Here is a 16,119-nt window from a genome sequence, read left to right on the forward strand (position 1 = left end):
AACTGATATGAATGAGTTAATAGAAAAAGCAAGACAAATCAAATGCCTGATATCTGATGTAGACGGCGTGTTAACGGATGGTCTTTTGTTTATTGATAATTTTGGTAATGAACTGAAGGCCTTCCAAGTTCAGGACGGTATGGGGTTGAAGTTGTTGATGGCTGCCGGAATAGAAGTGGCTGTTATTACTACTTCTCGCAATACCGTTATCGATCATCGGATGAAGCAGTTGGGAATTAAACTATATTATACCGGTCAGGTTGATAAACGAGAAGCTTATCAAAAAATCAAAGAAACGCTTCATTTGGCCGATCAGCAGTTTGCTTATATTGGTGATGATTTACCTGATCTTCCGATTATTCAACAAGTCGGGCTGGGTGTGGCAGTTGCAAATGCCGTCAGACAACTTAAGGAATTTGCGGATTGGCAGACGGAACAATGCGGGGGAAAAGGTGCGGTACGAGAGGTTTGTGATTTAATTTTAAATGCACAAGGTAAAATGGATTCCGCCCTTAATGAGTACTTGAAACAATGAATGCAGCAAAGCAGGCCACATGGTTATTTCTGTTACTCGCTTTATTGGCTTATTCAGGCTGGTATTTTGCTCGTACAAATATTACTCATAAACTGGATGATCATGCATTGGCTACAATACCTGATGCGGTTATTCATCAATTAACTGTACGGCAGTTTGGTGAAAATGGCCAATTGGTTAATCAGCTGCAAACACCGTTACTAAGCCATATTCCCCAAAATGACACTCATTTTCTGGAAAAGCCTGACATTGTGATTACTCAAATCAATCAACCGGCCTGGTACATTCAATCTGAAAAAGCGGTTGCCTTAAATCGTGGTAAACAAATTACTTTCAGCAATAACGTGATTATTCATCAAAATAGGGACAAGCATGCGCAGGAAAGCACCTTAAGAACAGAAGAGATAACTTATTTTCCAGAAAGTAAAAAAGCCACGACTTCTTTATTGGTAACGTTTGAACAGCCAGGTACTCTGATTCAATCCATTGGAATGAATGCTTATTTAGCTGAAAAAAGAGTAGAATTATTACATCAGGCTCGAGGACAATATGCTCCGGCACGTGGTTAAAATGATGATTCTGCTCAGTATAAGCCATGCACTTTATGGGCTGCCCTCTGATCGTGAAAAAGTCATGAACGTTGTAGCTGACTCAGCTAATCTTAACCAGCAGGAACATAAGGGAGAATTTAATGGACATGTGCAATTTGTACAGGGAACTACGCATTTACATGCAGCACAGGCCATTACCCAGGGAAATGAAAAAAACCAGTTAATAGTTGCTATTGCAAAAGGGGATGAAAAAAACCAGGCACATTATTGGACCCTCACGGATCCTGCCAAGCCACAGCTGCATGCCTATGCCGACACCATTTATTATTATCCTTTAAAGCATCTGATTACCTTGACAGGCCATGCTCGCATTGTACAGGGGAAAAATTCTTTTTCAGCAGCAACCATAAGTTACGATACTTTAAAGCAGCGCGTTGTCTCAGAAAGCGACGGGCAGACAAGGACAACCATTGTTATTTATCCAGACAAGAAAATGAAAGCCGCACTATGATAGCGTTAGAAGCAAGACATCTTAAAAAATCATTCAAAAAACGTGCCGTAGTTAATGATATCAGCCTCAGGGTACGGCAGGGGGACTGTATTGGTTTACTAGGGCCTAACGGAGCAGGCAAAACCACCTGCTTTTACATGATCGTTGGTTTGCAGTCCTGTGACGAAGGACAAATTCTCATAGGAGAACAGGATATCACTCAACAGCCCATGGATGTAAGAGCCCGGATGGGTATAGGATATTTACCTCAGGAAGCCTCCGTTTTTCGTAAATTGACGGTAAAGGAGAATATTCTTGCCATTCTACAATTGAGAAAAAAACTGACCCCCCAACAGAGAACTGAGAAGCTCGAACAACTATTGCATGAATTTAACATCAGCCATATTGTTGATAGCCTGGGTATGTCTTTATCAGGTGGTGAAAGGCGGCGAGTGGAAATTGCCAGGGCATTGGCCATTGAACCGGCATTTATTCTTCTCGACGAACCTTTTGCCGGTGTTGATCCTATTTCTGTGATTGATATCAAGAAAATTATTTCTCATTTATGTAATAAAGGTATTGGAATTTTGATTACGGATCATAATGTCAGGGAAACACTGGATATTTGTCAGCGAGCCTATATTGTCAGTCAGGGTAAAATCCTTTGCGAAGGTTCACCGAAAGATATTCTGGCAAATCAGCAGGTAAGAAACATTTATCTTGGTGAAAATTTTAGTTTATAAGATTTCAAATATAGACAATAAGAGAAGCGAATGACTGATTTTATAGAAAAGGATTGCCTGGAACTCAAAACCATTAATGATTTCTTGCGTTTTGGATATTCCTGGGCGAACCAGAAAGAATTATTTTATGGTCATGGTACAGATAATGCCTGGGATGATATACGGCAATTGATTCTTGGTAGTTTATGCCTGCCATATGATATTGATCCATCTTTGTTAAATACCAGTTTAGTGACGAAAGAAAAAAAACAGTTATATACGCAAATGGAAAAGCGCATTAATCAACGCATTCCGGTTCCTTATTTAATTCGTCAGGCTTATTTTTGTGAATTACCTTTTTATGTAGACGAGCGGGTATTGATTCCGCGTTCTCCAATTGCTGAATTAATCACACATCAATTTTCTCCCTGGATTGCTGCAGAAAATGTTCATCGCATTTTGGACATGTGCACAGGAAGCGGTTGTATTGCTGTTGCCTGCTGCTATGCTTTTCCAAAAGCCACTGTTGATGCAGTAGATATTTCATCTGATGCTTTGGATGTGGCGCAGCTTAATATGGAATATCATGCTCTCGAAGAGCAGCTAAGCCTGATAAAATCAAATTGTTTTGAGAATGTGCCAGAAGTAAAATATGACATCATTGTCAGTAATCCTCCATATGTCGGACGTGCTGAAATGGCATCTTTGCCGAAAGAATATACTTATGAGCCGACCATGGCATTACAAGCAGAAAACAATGGATTGGCTATTGTAGAAAACCTTTTACAAAATGCCAGCCGTTACCTGAGTGAAAAAGGGATATTGGTTATAGAAGTTGGAAATAGCGATGAGCTTGTACAACGGACTTTTCCAAATATACCCTTTACCTGGCTTGAATTTGAACATGGCGGGCATGGTGTCTTTGTACTAAGCTCTCAACAGTTAACTGATTATTTTACGAGTCGTTAATGGCGGGAAATACCTTTGGTAAATTATTTACAGTGACCTCTTTTGGAGAAAGTCATGGGCCAGCTATAGGTTGCATAGTTGATGGCTGTCCTCCTGGTTTGCGTCTAGATGCAGAAGATATACAGCCATTTCTTGATAAACGGAAACCTGGCCAGTCAAAATACACCACACAAAGAAGGGAAGATGATAAAGTAGAAATCCTTTCAGGGGTTTTTGAAGGAAAAACGACGGGGACTCCCATTGCTTTGTTAATACACAACAGTGATCAGCGTTCCAGAGATTATGAGAATATTAAAGACTTATTCAGACCAGGCCATGCGGATTTCACTTATCACCACAAGTACGGAGTTCGTGATTACAGGGGTGGGGGACGGTCTTCCGCTCGTGAAACGGCGGCTCGCGTGGCTGCCGGTGCCATCGCCCAATTGTATCTTAAACAGATCTTGCAGATTGATATTTTTGCTTATTTGCAGCAAATCGGTGATTTACTATTGAATTTTGAAAATGAAGAAGAGATAAACAAGAACGCTTTTTTTTGTCCTAACAGCTATCAACCTGCAGAATGCGCTCAATATATTGATCAATTGCGGCGAAAAGGTGACTCGGTAGGCGCTCGTCTGAAAGTCATTGCCAAAAATGTTCCGGTTGGATTGGGTGATCCGGTTTTTGACAAACTGGATGCCTTACTGGCCTATGCCATGATGTCCATTAATGCTGTCAAAGGTGTAGAAATTGGCGCTGGTTTTGATTCAGTCAGCCAATTGGGTAGTAAGCACCGAGATGAAATGACAAGTGAAAAAGGATTTTTATCAAATCATGCCGGTGGTATTTTAGGAGGCATATCTACAGGCCAAGATATTGAAGTCAGTATTGCCTTAAAACCAACTTCAAGCATTACCATACCTGGACAAACCGTCAATATTAAAGGTGAGAATGAAACGATTATCACTAAGGGGCGGCATGACCCTTGTGTGGGAATCAGGGCTGTTCCCATTGCTGAAGCGATGATGGCACTTGTGCTTATGGACCTTTATTTGCGCCATAAGGCACAAAATTTATAGATGTTTTGCTGACCTGTTGTTTAATGTATTAAAGATAATTACTATAGAGCACGGTAATCGTTGAAAATATTGGTTGTTTTATTCCCCCATATTATGTAGCACAGTATTTTTTAGAAGACTTGGACGCATTTTGGAATTTCAAATCCGTCCAAGGACAAAGCTGCGTAATATGAGTTATTTATTGGAACTCTGGAAATCAGAATTGAGGCTAAGAATGAACAGACGTTTGAATGTTGCTATTGCGGGTGTCACCGGTGCCGTTGGCCAGACTTTGCTGACAGTACTGCAGGAACGACAGTTTCCTGTTGAAACGTTATATCCTTTAGCCAGTGCACGCTCAGTAGAAAAAACAGTCATGTTCTATGGTCAGGAGCTGGATGTATTGGATCTGGCCGATTTTGATTTTAGCGGAGTAGATATTGCTTTATTTTCTGCCGGTGGTTCAGTTTCAAAAGAGTACGCGCCGAAAGCTGCAGCTGCAGGATGTGTAGTAATCGATAATACCTCCTGTTTTCGCTACGATGATGATGTTCCTTTAGTCGTGCCGGAAGTGAATGCTCATAAAATTGCAGAATTTACCCATCGCAATATCATTGCAAACCCCAATTGCTCAACGATTCAAATGTTGGTTGCCTTAAAGCCCTTGCATGATGCCGCAGGAATTCATCGTATCAATGTAGCTACTTATCAGGCTGTTTCAGGGACAGGTAATAAAGCCATCAGTGAACTGATTCACCAGCTTGGGGAACTTTTAAATGGCAGACCCATTAAGGCGGAAGTTTATCCTGAGCAAATTGCTTTTAATGTCTTACCTCATATCGATCAATTTGAAGAGAACGGTTACACTCGCGAAGAGATGAAAATGGTATGGGAAACCCATAAGATCATGGAAGATGATACCATTTTAGTGAACCCTACAGCGGTACGGGTACCTGTGCTTTATGGTCATTCTGAGGCGATACATCTTGAACTGAGATCACCTTTGACTGTTGCCAAAGCGCGTAAAATTTTACAGGGTGCCCCCGGTGTGAAGCTGGTTGATAATCCTGCAAAAAACGGTTATCCAACACCCATAAAAAATGCTGCGGGCCATGATGAGGTATACGTAGGGCGCATTCGTCAGGATATTTCTCATCCCTGTGGACTTGATTTATGGGTCGTTGCAGATAATATTCGCAAAGGTGCGGCTACAAATGCTGTACAGATTGCCGAAATTTTATATCAGGACTATTTATAATTTGTCATCGCTTAAATAATTACTCATTGCCGATGAAGTTGGCATCTATCTTTCTTCTGAATCAAAGACAAGACGAATTTTTTCGGCATGATTTTTTCTTCAGCTATCATCTTGCCAGCTAAGTCCGTTGTTCTTAATATTTTGGAATACTGCCATTATATAAATTATACTTTTAGATATGAAGAAGAGAAGAAAGCGTTCCGGTAACGATATAATTAATCCCGGCTCTGATATCCTTGACAGTGACATCGATACTACTGACAGTGGCACTGAAACCACTGATGATAGTGAGGGTGGTACTGGTATTCCTGACCGCCTGCCCCCAGGCCATGGCGATGCATCTTATTTGGTGGATGAAACCAAATCAATGGAACGTCAAAGACGTTTGATGGAGCAGGAAGGTCATCGCAAAAGAGCTCGCGTTAATGCTCGTGAACATGGTAATGAGGAGCAGAGTCAGCAAGATCTGGATGCTGATGTGGAAAATAGTCCGTTACAACATCCTTATTTAGATAAGCAGACTTATGATGGTTATGATCCTTCTGTGAATCCCGAGCCGCCTCTTAATACCGAAGCTCGTCGTGAATTTGATAATCAAAGAAGAGAACAGGAAATGGAAAAACAATTGCGTCTGGGCAATATGCCTAAATTCACGACTGCGCCCAAGCCTAGAGGTCCATAATGACCATTGCAAATGACATTATCGGTCGCCGAATGCCTGATTTTGATCGTTATATTAGGCAAGGTGAATCTCTGGACGATATTGATGAATATGGATTTACCCCTTTAATTGAATGTGCCATTACAAGGCAGCCGGATATTGCAGAAGAATTGCTTAAATTAGGCGTTGATGTAAACAAAACCGATGTTGCAGGACGTACACCTTTGCATTGGGCTGTTGATAATCACGATATGACTTTGTGCAAATTATTGTTGAAACATGGAGCAAATCCCAATGCTTATACAAGAGCCGGTTTGTCCGTTTTGGTTTATCCAGTGTTGCGGGGACAGGATCAATTAAAACATTTATTGTATCAACATGGAGCAAAATTGGATTTTGCCCTTGATTTCATCCAGGGAAAGCTGTTAGGGCATCGTTATGAACTTCAGGGAGATGTTGATATCGTTAATGCGGAAGGTGAATTCATTGAACTCGATTACGAAGGTTTTATACTGGAATTCACAGTTGCAGTCATAAAAGATTCCTTAAGACGGTTTACCAGCAGTTATTCTACTCGTCATTTGCGCCATGCTTTTCCACTTGTCTATGAAATTATGGATGCTTTTGCCATTGCTGCTGAATTTCTGCAACTTCAGCATGTTTCAATATTTACGGATAAGGAAATTAAACGCCTGGAGCAATTGCTGCGCTCACCATTACTAATTTTTCCAGCAGCAAGCAGGGGACATGCTTTTTGTTTTGTGCGTTATCATCAATGGTGGGCGAAGATTGACAGGGGGGAAAACAGTTTAACGGAAGGCTCGGTAAACATCTATCGTATAACGCGTCCTGACGTTCTGAACGTTAATTTTTTGCAGGATTTCTTATATAAGAAACAAAGTCGACGTTATTTCCATCATGTGATTAATCAACAATTGGGATTGTTGCCGATGGAAAAAATACCCATGACATCACAAATTACCGGCAATTGTTCCTGGGCAAATGTGCAGGCTGTCGTACCTGTGGCTTATGCAATCCAGGAGATTCAAAACATTGAGGAATTTAATCCGCAGGCGGCTTTAAATTTATATGATGAATGGGTCGAATGGGATCAGGATCGTGCACTGGATGAATGTATTCAGCGCTTTTATGTGTTGAATGACATTCGTAAAGCAAGTTATGCAGCGATGCTTGGTGCTGTTTTGTTTCAATCCTGTGATTATGGAAACCCTCATCATATGCTGCGAGCCGAGAAGATTTTAAGTATTCTGACCTTACCGGATTATAAATATGTTTTGGACAGTTACCTTGAGGAGTATTGTGTCAAGCGCTTAACGCGTAAGGGAAATAATCTGCTTAAAATCCTTGATGATTGTGGTGTTAATCCAAACATTGGTGTCAGCCCTATTGCTACCGGTTTACGTGAAAGAACGGTTAAATAATGACCGCTAAACGAAAAAAGCTTTTATACGAGCCAGTTTTGGATAGGTCATCTTACACTTTCTGGCCGCAAATTTGCTCTGACTTCTACAAATTTGACGCGCCAGAGTTAAAAAATATTAGGTATGCGCTAACCAGATATGTTTTTTAAATCTTTAAAAACCAGGAACATCATTATGAAATGGCAAGATAAGGTTTCTCAGACATTTAATGATAGTAAGCGTTTTATGCGTTTTGTTTATGATCATTTTTTTGAGGATGATTGCACTTACCGAGCCTCAGCCCTTGCTTTTACCAGTTTGCTTGCTATTGTGCCTTTGATGTCAGTGAGTCTTTCCATTCTTGCTTCCTTTCCTGTATTTCAGGATTTATCAGATCCAATACAAGACTTTATTTTTCAGAATTTCGTACCAGCCACAGGAAAAGTTATTCAGGAATATTTACAACTTTTTACCGCTCAAGTGTCCAGGTTATCGATTGTTGGTGTGGCGTTTCTTTTTGTCACAGCCATATTGTTAATGGTGACTATTGAAAGAGCGATGAATAAAATCTGGCGAGTGACCACACCAAGACATGGCGTCACGGCTTTTTTATTGTATTGGGCAATCCTGTCACTGGCTCCTGTACTGTTAGGATTGAGTCTTGCAGCCACTTCTTACGTGGTGTCCATTCCTATCGTAAAAGATCAGCAAGCCCCATCTATTTTAATCAACTCTATTCCCTTCTTTCTTTCCTTATTTGCTTTTACTTTTTTATACGTTATTGTACCGAATTGTAAAGTGAAAATCATACATGGTTTTTGCGGAGCACTGGTGGCTGCTGTTTTGTTTGAAACAGCAAAACTTGGCTTTGCCTATTACCTGACTCAATACAATACTTATCAATTATTGTATGGTGCTTTTGCCTCTGTGCCCATTTTTTTTGTATGGGTTTATTGGGTTTGGATCATTACTTTACTGGGAGCTGAAATCAGTTATGCCTTGTCTGTACACTATCAGAGAAGAACTGGAAAACCGATTGATGGCTTTTCTCATGCTTTATTATGGCTCAATCTTCTATGGGAGGCTCAGCAGGAAGGAAAAGGATTGGAAGTTTCTCAATTGATAGATGCCAGTCAGCAGCCTTATGAGATTAAAGTAGATGAGATGATAAAAAAATTAACCGAGAAAAAAATAATTCACTCGACTGAAGAAGATGTTTACATGCTGAGCCGGGATTTAAATCAAATCAGTCTTTACCAATTAAGCCAGCTATTACCCTATCGCTTACCTTCTGTGGAAGAATTACAGAACTTAAAAACATCTTATGCCTCTAATTGGATACCGGTTTTATCAAAGAATGATGAGCAGATACAGAAGCTGTTCTCCATTAATTTAAGTCATTTGTTTGAGCAAAAAAAAGCATAAGTGCTTATGTTATAAGCACTGAATAAAAATGGAAAGATGACCTGCCTCAGCTTCTAAAAAATATTGTACTGTGTAACATGAGTAACCAGAATAAGAGTTTATTCTTCAGATTTATCCGATTTCTGGCTGGCTGCTTTTTGTTTTGTTTTTTCCTCTGGTTTTTCCTCAACATCAACACTGGTCTGGATTTCTGATTCATGCGCTTCGGCCTTAGGTTCCGCTGCTTTTTTTGCCGTCGATTTTTCAGCGGACTCTTCAGGCTCACTGACATCCTGACGCTTTGCTTTATAATCGTGAATAATTTCCTTCACACTTGTTTTTAAATCATTGAACAATTTGGATGTCATTGAAGTTAGTTCTTTGAAATCAGGTAATTTCGATTTTTGATCACTCATTCTTCTCTCCCTGCCTTACGAATTTCATGTGTTTAATTATATACCTTTTATGCAAAATTTTCCGACAGCAATCTTTATCTAAAAAAATACTGTGGTATGGATATTGACTATCCCCATGGATGTAATAAATTCATCGCTGGCTTTAACAACTTATTGATCAAACTTGGTTTTGCTTCTATTTTTATCTCAAAAGCCTTAAATTCATCCATTTTCTGAATGATATAATCATCACTTGTGGATAACTTATCCACCAGACTTAGCTGAAAAGCATCTTTAGCCAGCCAGTGCTCACCTGTGGATACTTTATCAATATCCAATTGTTCGCGGTGATGATGGACATAATCTCTGAATGTTTGATGGATTTGCTCCAGTTCCTCCTGAAACTTCTTACGACCTTTCTCTGTATTTTCAGCAAACAGTGTTAGCGTACGTTTGTATTCACCGGCTGTCATGAGCTCAATATCTATATGGTTTTTCTGCAGCCAGCGATAAAAATTGGGAATCTGAGCCACGACACCAATGGAACCGATAATGGCGAAAGGGGCAGCAACAATTTGATCGGCAACACAGGCCATAAGATAGCCCCCGCTGGCAGCCATTTTATCGATGCAGACAGTAAGCGGTATGTTTTTATCACGAATGCGCTGAAGTTGTGAAGCCGCCAATCCATACCCATTTACAGCGCCTCCCGGACTGTCAAGTTTAATCACGACTTCGTCATCAGAGCATGCCACCGATAAAACCGCGCTGATCTCATCTCTTAGTTGCTCAACTTGAGAAGCCTTGATATCCCCTGAGAATTCAATGACATAGAGAGTACGATGGCGCTTGCTTTTATCTTTCTTTTTTTTAGCTTTATGACCATGAATTTCTTTAGCTAAACTTTGTTTGTTATTTTCATATTTTTCGCTTAAATTAATAACCTGCAAATCCTGTTTACTCTTTTTGCGACTCATGGAAAAAATTCCGCCAACAACCGCTAAAACAGCAATCACTATGGTAATGGATTTCAAAAGAAACAAGCTGTATTGACTGAGAAACTCCATACTTATCCCGCTATATCATTTAAAAAGCATGATTATGAACTTGAGTTCTTCCTTTCGCAAGTGAAAAAGGCGAATGTATTTTTTCCTGAAAGCCTCTTGACCCTTGTCTTATTTATGGATACAGGCTAGTCTGTGTGCTTTTTACGAACGTAGTCAGTTCTGAGATTTTGAAATTATGACGAATAAATACCCTTTTATTAAGTGATGATGGTCATGTTGGAAGTTGAAGGGCTTGAATTTGAATATTGTGACATGCCCCTGTTGAAAGATGTCTCTTTCACTGTCCAACCCGGTGACCTTCTGCATTTGAGAGGTGCAAACGGGGCGGGTAAAACGACCTTGCTTCGGCTTTTGGCAGGATTGTTCTATCCAATAAAAGGAGAAATTCGTTATCGGGGAAAATCCATTCATCCTATGCTTGAGCAGTATCAGAAAAATATATGCCTTGTTGGTCATAAGTCAGGCATTAATCCGCTGTTAACGGTAAAAGAAAATATATATTTTGACTTAAAATATAATCCCGGATGTCAGTCGCTCAATAAATGGTTGTCTTTGATGTCTCTTGAGCCTTATGCCCACCAGCTTTGTGAACAATTATCTGCAGGACAAAAACGCCGTGTCAGTTTGTTAAGATTATTTTTTTCCACAGGTGCAATCTGGTTGCTTGATGAACCTTTGGTTGCTCTTGATGTACAAGGTATTGATTGTTTAGTGAATGCAATTGGGCAGCATCGTGACCGGGGAGGAATCGTGATTTTAACTTCTCATCAAATGTTGCCGGATAAAATTGGCCGTTATCAGGAGTATAGAATTTGATCACTTCGATACAGCTTTTCATAAGACAGTTTCATCGAGAAATTTTGTTACATTTGCGCCAATTAAAAACACTCCTTAATGTTTGTTTGTTTTTTGTCATGTTAATCGTTTTTTTTCCTTTAACCTTACCACCAGAGCCAGCTATTCTGCGTACTGTTGTTCCAGGAATCATATGGATAGCGGTGCTTTTATCTTTTTTGCTTTCCTCTGAGAGGATATTTCAGGAGGATTATGAACAAGGGGTTATTGAACAGTGGCTTATTTCTGGTGAAAATCTGCCTCTTTTGATAGCGGCAAAAATACTTGTGCATTGGTTGATAAATGTACTGCCTTTATTGCTTTTGTCCCCTTTGGTTGCTGTTTTGTTTTCCTTGTCATTAAAGGAAATGCTCATTTTGGCGTTGAGTCTTATCTGCGGTACGCCAGCTATTTTATTTCTTTGCGCTTTGGCTTCGGTTTTTGGTATCGGTGTAAACCAGCGCAGTGCGTTGATTGTTTTGATTTTATTGCCTTTGACCTTACCACTGATGATTTTTGGCAGTGCGGCATTGACCATGGCCATGCAAGGATTAGATATTCTTGCTTATCTGGCTATTTTAACGGCTATTTCCTTGCTTGCAGCAGGATTTTTGCCTTTTGCTATCGCCTCTGTGATGCGGGTGGGACTTGCAGATTAGCAGGAATTAGCTGACAGGAAAAATGGAAAATGACCATGCCTTGCTTTAAACAGTCCAAAAGCCTCCCATGACTCTCGCTCGCTATTTAACGGAGTTTGACCTTCCATAATATCTCCACCATCGCATGGATGCTGTGCATAAAGTACAGCAGGTGGGCAAAAGAAGGGCTTTTATGATCAAAAATTAGGTGCATCAGCCCTGAAAAAGACGTGATAAATTGTCATGAATAATGAATGCATGTTAAAATTTCTTTTTTTTATCGCGCGCTGTTTCCTATGTGGAAGATTTTATATCAATTGGCATCCCCTAAATCCTTTTATTCCATTTCTGGACGCGCAAGTCCCTGGTTGGCTTTTGGCGCATTGGTAACCCTTATTTCTGGTATGTTGTGGGGGCTGTTCTTCGCACCTCCCGATTATCAGCAGGGTGACGCTTATCGAATTATTTATATCCATGTGCCGAGTGCTTTTTTGTCTGTTGCTTTGTATGCTTGGATGGGTTTTCTGGCAGTTCTTCTGCTGGTATGGCGCATAAAAATAGCGGGGCTTTTGCTCATTCAAATGGCAAAGGTTGGATTATGCATGGCTTTTTTAGCACTGGTGACAGGAAGTATCTGGGGAAAACCCATGTGGGGAAGCTGGTGGGTCTGGGATGCTCGGTTAACCTCTGAACTGGTGCTTTTTTTTCTTTATGCAGCCATATTGGCAGCCTATCAGACGATAAAAAATAAGGAAGCTGCCGAAAAAATGGTCGCTATTCTAGCCTTGGTGGGTTTGATTGATTTACCGATTATTCATTATTCAGTCTATTGGTGGAACACACTTCATCAGGGTGCTACATTATCTATTTTTGCCAAGCCGAAGATAGCTGCCAGTATGTTATATCCATTATTATTAAATCTGACGGGATTTATTTTATATTGTATGTGGATTATTTTACAGAAAGCTCGCTGTGAGCTGTTGTTTCGAGAAAGGCGACAATCCTGGGTAAAAATTACCTATGAGGGAGGATTAAAATGAGCCAACTTTTTCAATGGTTAGCAATGGGAGGTTACTCCATATATATTTGGCCGGCTTATGGATTGGTTTGTGTCGTTCTAGTAATGAATTTGCTGGGTATAAAATGGCAGAAAAAACAGACACGCAAAAAATTGCAAAATTGGTTCAAGAGACAGTAAAATATGCTGGCCGTCAGAAAGCGTAAGTTATCATTGCTTTTGTTTATTGCATTTATCATATCCATCGTTTCTGCTTTGGTTTTGTATGCTTTAAGACAAAATATCAGTTTGTTTTATACGCCTTCTCAGATAGCAGCCGGTGAAGCGCCTTACCATCATAAAATTCGTGTAGGAGGCATGGTACAGAAAGGCACGGTCATTCGTTCGGGAAAAGATCTACAGGTACAATTTGATGTCACCGATTTTAAGAAAAGTCTTCATGTTCGCTACATTGGCATTTTGCCGGATCTTTTTCGTGAGGGACAAGGCATTGTGGCTGAAGGTGTCTTATTGAATCAAACTGAATTCCAGGCAACAGAAGTCCTTGCCAAGCATGATGAAAATTATATGCCACCGGAAGTTAAGGACGCATTAATGAATAAAGGTAAGTGATGGTAGCTGAAGTAGGTTTGTTTTCCTTAATCCTGGCATTAATGTTTGCTGTTTTATTGGTTTCTGTTCCTCTTATCGGCTTACACAGGGGAAAAGCAGACTGGATAAATGCTTCATCTCTGTACGTGATTGGCCTGTTTTTTTTCACAGGATTGGCCTACTGCTCGCTGACTTTTTGTTTTTTAACGGATGACTTTTCAGTCAACTATGTTCTTGCTAATTCCAGTATATCTTTACCTTGGTTTTATAAGCTTTGTGCCGTTTGGGGCGGTCACGAAGGTTCCATGCTGTTATGGGTAGTGATTTTAAGTTTCTGGATACTTTTGGCGAATTTCTGCAGTTTTTCTTTAGACATTGCTATTCGTATTCGAGTTTTAGTGGTGTTAGGCTGGTTAAGTATTGGCTTTCTTTTGTTTTTATTATTGACCTCCAATCCGTTTCTCAGGCAATTTGTGACTTTAAATGCCCAGGGACGAGATTTAAATCCTCTTCTGCAAGACCCTGGTTTTTTGTTTCATCCTCCTATGCTGTACATGGGTTATGTGGGCTTTTCCATTGCTTTTGCCTTTGCAATTGCTGCTTTGTGGACAGGCAAAATCGAAGCTTCCTGGGCAAAGTGGACAAGACCTTGGACACTGGCTGCCTGGTGTTGTTTAACCGCTGGTATTACGTTAGGCAGTTGGTGGGCATATCGGGAATTAGGTTGGGGAGGATGGTGGTTTTGGGATCCGGTTGAAAATGCCTCTTTTATGCCATGGTTAACCGGTACTGCATTGATTCATTCTTTAGCTGTAACGGAACAACGCCAGCAATTTAAAGCGTGGACCATGTTGTTGGCTATAGCTGCCTTTTCATTAAGTTTAATCGGCACTTTCCTGGTACGCTCCGGGGTGTTAACTTCAGTTCACGCATTTGCTGTGGATCCTCAGCGGGGGCTGTTTATCCTCGCTTTTTTACTGGTTGTTATTGGTGGTTCACTATTATTGTTTACCTTGAGAGCTCAATCCTTGCAAACGGTGGAAAAGCCGGCCTTTGTTTCTCGAGAAAGTGCCTTACTATTAAATAATGTGTTTTTGGTGGTCATGATGCTGACCATCCTTATGGGCACTGTTTATCCTTTGGTGGTGGATGGATTGGGCTTAGGAAAATTATCAGTAGGTGCGCCATATTTTAACGCTGTTTTTGTACCTCTCATGGTTCCCATGCTTCTTGTCATGGGTTTAGGTGTGAACTTACGTTGGAAAAAAGATCGCTTGCAAAGACTGGCGGTGGAATTAAACTGGGTGGCCTTTTTCAGTTTACTGATACCTGTAATGTTGTTGTGGTTGACTTCAGCTTCTTTTAATTCTTCCGTGCTGCTGGGATTGATATTGGCTGCCTGGATTGTTTTAACGACTTTAAAAGCAGTTTATAGCCGTATCCAGCAAAGGGGTGGTTTAAGCTCCATCTCTCAGGCTTATTGGGGGATGGTGATTGCGCATTGTGGGGTGGCTGTAACGGTGATTGGTATTGCTGTCTCTACAGGTTACGGTGTTCAGCAGGATGTGGTGATAGCGCCTGGCGGCGATGTTCAGTTACAAGATTACACACTTAAATTTGAGCAGCAAAAAGAGCTTATAGGCCCTAATTATACCGGTACAGAGGCTGTCTTTCGAGTCAACTATAAAAACCGATATAAATGGATATATCCGCAGAAAAGAATTTATACGGTAGGGCAGATGCCAATGACCGAATCTGCTATAGATGTGAATCCTTTTAGAGATATTTATGTGGCTCTGGGGGAGCCGGTAGGGGAAGAATCATGGTCAGTCAGAATATATTATAAACCTTTTGTGCGATGGATATGGGGTGGAGGATTTTTAATTCTGGCCGGAGGCTTTTTAGCTTTTGCTGACAGGCGATATTTTATTCAACGTTCAGTAAAAGGCGGCAACTATCAAGAGGTTGAAGCATGAGAACATTTGGTTGGCGTATTTTGCCGTTGTTTTTGTTTATTGCTCTTGGTTTGTTTTTTTTGCGCGGTTTATCTTTAGACCCTCAATATTTGCCTTCTGCAAAGATAGGAAAACCTTTACCGAATTTTAATTTGCCACTCCTTTTTGATGCCGACAAAAGAATGACTCCGGACAGTCTGAAAAAAAAAGTGGCTCTTTTGAATGTCTGGGCCAGTTGGTGTGCGGCTTGTATTGAAGAACAAGTATTTATGCTTAAGCTTTCCAGAGAGGGCGTGCCGATATACGGTATAAATTATAAAGACAAGGCTGAAAATGCCAGACGCTGGCTTGCAAACTGGGGTAATCCGTATGAGATTGTGGCTCAGGATAAAGACGGAAAGTTAGCTATCGACTTAGGTGTTTATGGAGCTCCTGAAACATTTTTAGTGGATAAAGAAGGCATTATTCAATACAGACATGTGGGCATACTGACTGAAGAAGATTGGAAAAAAGATATTTTGCCACGTATGAGGCAATTGGAGCGGGTTTCATGAAGTTAAAACTCATACG

At 40.5% G+C, this 16,119-nt stretch carries 18 protein-coding genes and 1 pseudogene; 17 read left to right on the forward strand and 2 right to left on the reverse strand.

Annotated elements, in window-relative coordinates; all coding sequences use genetic code 11:
- Nucleotides 1-7 precede the first annotated feature (7 nt).
- From E4T55_RS13375 to E4T55_RS13420, 10 genes and pseudogenes are all read left to right on the forward strand, one after another.
- On the forward strand, nucleotides 8-535 hold the full coding sequence (locus E4T55_RS13375; protein WP_058500941.1) for a KdsC family phosphatase: 528 nt from the start codon (nucleotides 8-10) through the stop codon (nucleotides 533-535).
- Nucleotides 532-1,104, forward strand: coding sequence for an LPS export ABC transporter periplasmic protein LptC (gene lptC / locus E4T55_RS13380; protein ID WP_058500940.1), 573 nt, complete (start codon nucleotides 532-534; stop codon nucleotides 1,102-1,104). Before E4T55_RS13375 ends, lptC begins: the two co-directional genes overlap by 4 nt.
- Nucleotide 1,105: 1 nt before the next feature.
- A complete protein-coding gene (gene lptA, locus E4T55_RS13385; RefSeq protein ID WP_394367492.1) occupies nucleotides 1,106-1,597 on the forward strand; it encodes a lipopolysaccharide transport periplasmic protein LptA in 492 nt (163 codons plus the stop codon).
- Nucleotides 1,594-2,319: an LPS export ABC transporter ATP-binding protein gene (lptB, locus tag E4T55_RS13390; RefSeq protein WP_058500938.1), complete on the forward strand. Its 726-nt coding sequence runs from the start codon at nucleotides 1,594-1,596 to the stop codon at nucleotides 2,317-2,319. Before lptA ends, lptB begins: the two co-directional genes overlap by 4 nt.
- 30 nt (nucleotides 2,320-2,349) lie before the next feature.
- Nucleotides 2,350-3,267 carry a 50S ribosomal protein L3 N(5)-glutamine methyltransferase gene (gene prmB, locus E4T55_RS13395; protein ID WP_058500937.1) on the forward strand — a complete coding sequence of 306 codons (918 nt, stop codon included), beginning with the start codon at nucleotides 2,350-2,352 and terminating at the stop codon, nucleotides 3,265-3,267.
- Nucleotides 3,267-4,328: a chorismate synthase gene (aroC, locus tag E4T55_RS13400; RefSeq protein WP_058500936.1), complete on the forward strand. Its 1,062-nt coding sequence runs from the start codon at nucleotides 3,267-3,269 to the stop codon at nucleotides 4,326-4,328. Before prmB ends, aroC begins: the two co-directional genes overlap by 1 nt.
- A gap of 214 nt (nucleotides 4,329-4,542) precedes the next feature.
- A complete protein-coding gene (locus E4T55_RS13405; RefSeq protein ID WP_058500935.1) occupies nucleotides 4,543-5,565 on the forward strand; it encodes an aspartate-semialdehyde dehydrogenase in 1,023 nt (340 codons plus the stop codon).
- A gap of 304 nt (nucleotides 5,566-5,869) precedes the next feature.
- Nucleotides 5,870-6,247: pseudogene (locus E4T55_RS13410) on the forward strand (Smr/MutS family protein); the annotation flags it as partial.
- On the forward strand, nucleotides 6,247-7,668 hold the full coding sequence (gene ankH, locus E4T55_RS13415) for a Dot/Icm T4SS effector AnkH/LegA3 (protein WP_058500933.1): 1,422 nt from the start codon (nucleotides 6,247-6,249) through the stop codon (nucleotides 7,666-7,668). The pseudogene E4T55_RS13410 and the gene ankH, both read left to right, overlap by 1 nt.
- 174 nt (nucleotides 7,669-7,842) lie before the next feature.
- The gene (locus E4T55_RS13420) at nucleotides 7,843-9,072 is read left to right on the forward strand and encodes a virulence factor BrkB family protein (RefSeq protein ID WP_058500932.1); all 1,230 of its coding nucleotides are present in this window, start codon (nucleotides 7,843-7,845) and stop codon (nucleotides 9,070-9,072) included.
- 98 nt (nucleotides 9,073-9,170) lie between these two features.
- Here E4T55_RS13420 and E4T55_RS13425 read toward each other — a convergent pair whose 3' ends face one another.
- Both E4T55_RS13425 and sohB read right to left on the reverse strand, forming a co-directional pair.
- Nucleotides 9,171-9,467: a hypothetical protein gene (locus tag E4T55_RS13425; RefSeq protein ID WP_058500931.1), complete on the reverse strand. Its 297-nt coding sequence runs from the start codon at nucleotides 9,465-9,467 to the stop codon at nucleotides 9,171-9,173.
- 107 nt (nucleotides 9,468-9,574) lie between these two features.
- Nucleotides 9,575-10,513 (reverse strand): protease SohB, encoded by a 939-nt coding sequence (gene sohB, locus E4T55_RS13430; RefSeq protein WP_058500930.1) that lies wholly within the window; start codon nucleotides 10,511-10,513, stop codon nucleotides 9,575-9,577.
- A 213-nt stretch (nucleotides 10,514-10,726) separates the two neighbouring features.
- On the opposite strand from sohB, the gene ccmA reads away from it, so the two are divergent.
- From ccmA to E4T55_RS13465, 7 genes are all read left to right on the forward strand, one after another.
- Entirely contained in the window at nucleotides 10,727-11,329 is a 603-nt protein-coding gene (gene ccmA / locus E4T55_RS13435) for a cytochrome c biogenesis heme-transporting ATPase CcmA (protein WP_058500929.1), read from the forward strand.
- Nucleotides 11,326-12,006 carry a heme exporter protein CcmB gene (gene ccmB / locus E4T55_RS13440; RefSeq protein ID WP_058500928.1) on the forward strand — a complete coding sequence of 227 codons (681 nt, stop codon included), beginning with the start codon at nucleotides 11,326-11,328 and terminating at the stop codon, nucleotides 12,004-12,006. The genes ccmA and ccmB overlap by 4 nt, the downstream gene beginning before the upstream one ends.
- Nucleotides 12,007-12,281: 275 nt before the next feature.
- Entirely contained in the window at nucleotides 12,282-13,025 is a 744-nt protein-coding gene (gene ccmC / locus E4T55_RS13445; protein WP_058500953.1) for a heme ABC transporter permease CcmC, read from the forward strand.
- On the forward strand, nucleotides 13,022-13,183 hold the full coding sequence (ccmD, locus tag E4T55_RS13450; protein WP_058500927.1) for a heme exporter protein CcmD: 162 nt from the start codon (nucleotides 13,022-13,024) through the stop codon (nucleotides 13,181-13,183). Before ccmC ends, ccmD begins: the two co-directional genes overlap by 4 nt.
- A 3-nt stretch (nucleotides 13,184-13,186) precedes the next feature.
- The gene (ccmE, locus tag E4T55_RS13455; RefSeq protein WP_058500926.1) at nucleotides 13,187-13,615 is read left to right on the forward strand and encodes a cytochrome c maturation protein CcmE; all 429 of its coding nucleotides are present in this window, start codon (nucleotides 13,187-13,189) and stop codon (nucleotides 13,613-13,615) included.
- Nucleotides 13,615-15,570, forward strand: coding sequence for a heme lyase CcmF/NrfE family subunit (locus E4T55_RS13460; protein ID WP_058500925.1), 1,956 nt, complete (start codon nucleotides 13,615-13,617; stop codon nucleotides 15,568-15,570). The genes ccmE and E4T55_RS13460 overlap by 1 nt, the downstream gene beginning before the upstream one ends.
- The gene (locus tag E4T55_RS13465) at nucleotides 15,567-16,103 is read left to right on the forward strand and encodes a DsbE family thiol:disulfide interchange protein (protein ID WP_058500924.1); all 537 of its coding nucleotides are present in this window, start codon (nucleotides 15,567-15,569) and stop codon (nucleotides 16,101-16,103) included. The genes E4T55_RS13460 and E4T55_RS13465 overlap by 4 nt, the downstream gene beginning before the upstream one ends.
- Nucleotides 16,104-16,119: the final 16 nt, after the last annotated feature.

The organism is Legionella israelensis, from assembly GCF_004571175.1.
Taxonomy (GTDB): Bacteria; Pseudomonadota; Gammaproteobacteria; order Legionellales; family Legionellaceae; genus Legionella_D; species Legionella_D israelensis.

What these genes read in the sequence shown, in the direction of transcription:
- E4T55_RS13375 (WP_058500941.1), top strand. Translation starts at nt 8, where the DNA reads ATGAATGAGTTAATAGAAAAAGCAAGACAAATCAAATGCCTGATATCT.
- lptC (WP_058500940.1), top strand. Translation starts at nt 532, where the DNA reads ATGAATGCAGCAAAGCAGGCCACATGGTTATTTCTGTTACTCGCTTTA.
- lptA (WP_394367492.1), top strand. Translation starts at nt 1,106, where the DNA reads ATGATGATTCTGCTCAGTATAAGCCATGCACTTTATGGGCTGCCCTCT.
- lptB (WP_058500938.1), top strand. Translation starts at nt 1,594, where the DNA reads ATGATAGCGTTAGAAGCAAGACATCTTAAAAAATCATTCAAAAAACGT.
- prmB (WP_058500937.1), top strand. Translation starts at nt 2,350, where the DNA reads ATGACTGATTTTATAGAAAAGGATTGCCTGGAACTCAAAACCATTAAT.
- aroC (WP_058500936.1), top strand. Translation starts at nt 3,267, where the DNA reads ATGGCGGGAAATACCTTTGGTAAATTATTTACAGTGACCTCTTTTGGA.
- E4T55_RS13405 (WP_058500935.1), top strand. Translation starts at nt 4,543, where the DNA reads ATGAACAGACGTTTGAATGTTGCTATTGCGGGTGTCACCGGTGCCGTT.
- ankH (WP_058500933.1), top strand. Translation starts at nt 6,247, where the DNA reads ATGACCATTGCAAATGACATTATCGGTCGCCGAATGCCTGATTTTGAT.
- E4T55_RS13420 (WP_058500932.1), top strand. Translation starts at nt 7,843, where the DNA reads ATGAAATGGCAAGATAAGGTTTCTCAGACATTTAATGATAGTAAGCGT.
- E4T55_RS13425 (WP_058500931.1), bottom strand. Translation starts at nt 9,467, where the DNA reads ATGAGTGATCAAAAATCGAAATTACCTGATTTCAAAGAACTAACTTCA.
- sohB (WP_058500930.1), bottom strand. Translation starts at nt 10,513, where the DNA reads ATGGAGTTTCTCAGTCAATACAGCTTGTTTCTTTTGAAATCCATTACC.
- ccmA (WP_058500929.1), top strand. Translation starts at nt 10,727, where the DNA reads ATGTTGGAAGTTGAAGGGCTTGAATTTGAATATTGTGACATGCCCCTG.
- ccmC (WP_058500953.1), top strand. Translation starts at nt 12,282, where the DNA reads ATGTGGAAGATTTTATATCAATTGGCATCCCCTAAATCCTTTTATTCC.
- ccmD (WP_058500927.1), top strand. Translation starts at nt 13,022, where the DNA reads ATGAGCCAACTTTTTCAATGGTTAGCAATGGGAGGTTACTCCATATAT.
- ccmE (WP_058500926.1), top strand. Translation starts at nt 13,187, where the DNA reads ATGCTGGCCGTCAGAAAGCGTAAGTTATCATTGCTTTTGTTTATTGCA.
- E4T55_RS13460 (WP_058500925.1), top strand. Translation starts at nt 13,615, where the DNA reads ATGGTAGCTGAAGTAGGTTTGTTTTCCTTAATCCTGGCATTAATGTTT.
- E4T55_RS13465 (WP_058500924.1), top strand. Translation starts at nt 15,567, where the DNA reads ATGAGAACATTTGGTTGGCGTATTTTGCCGTTGTTTTTGTTTATTGCT.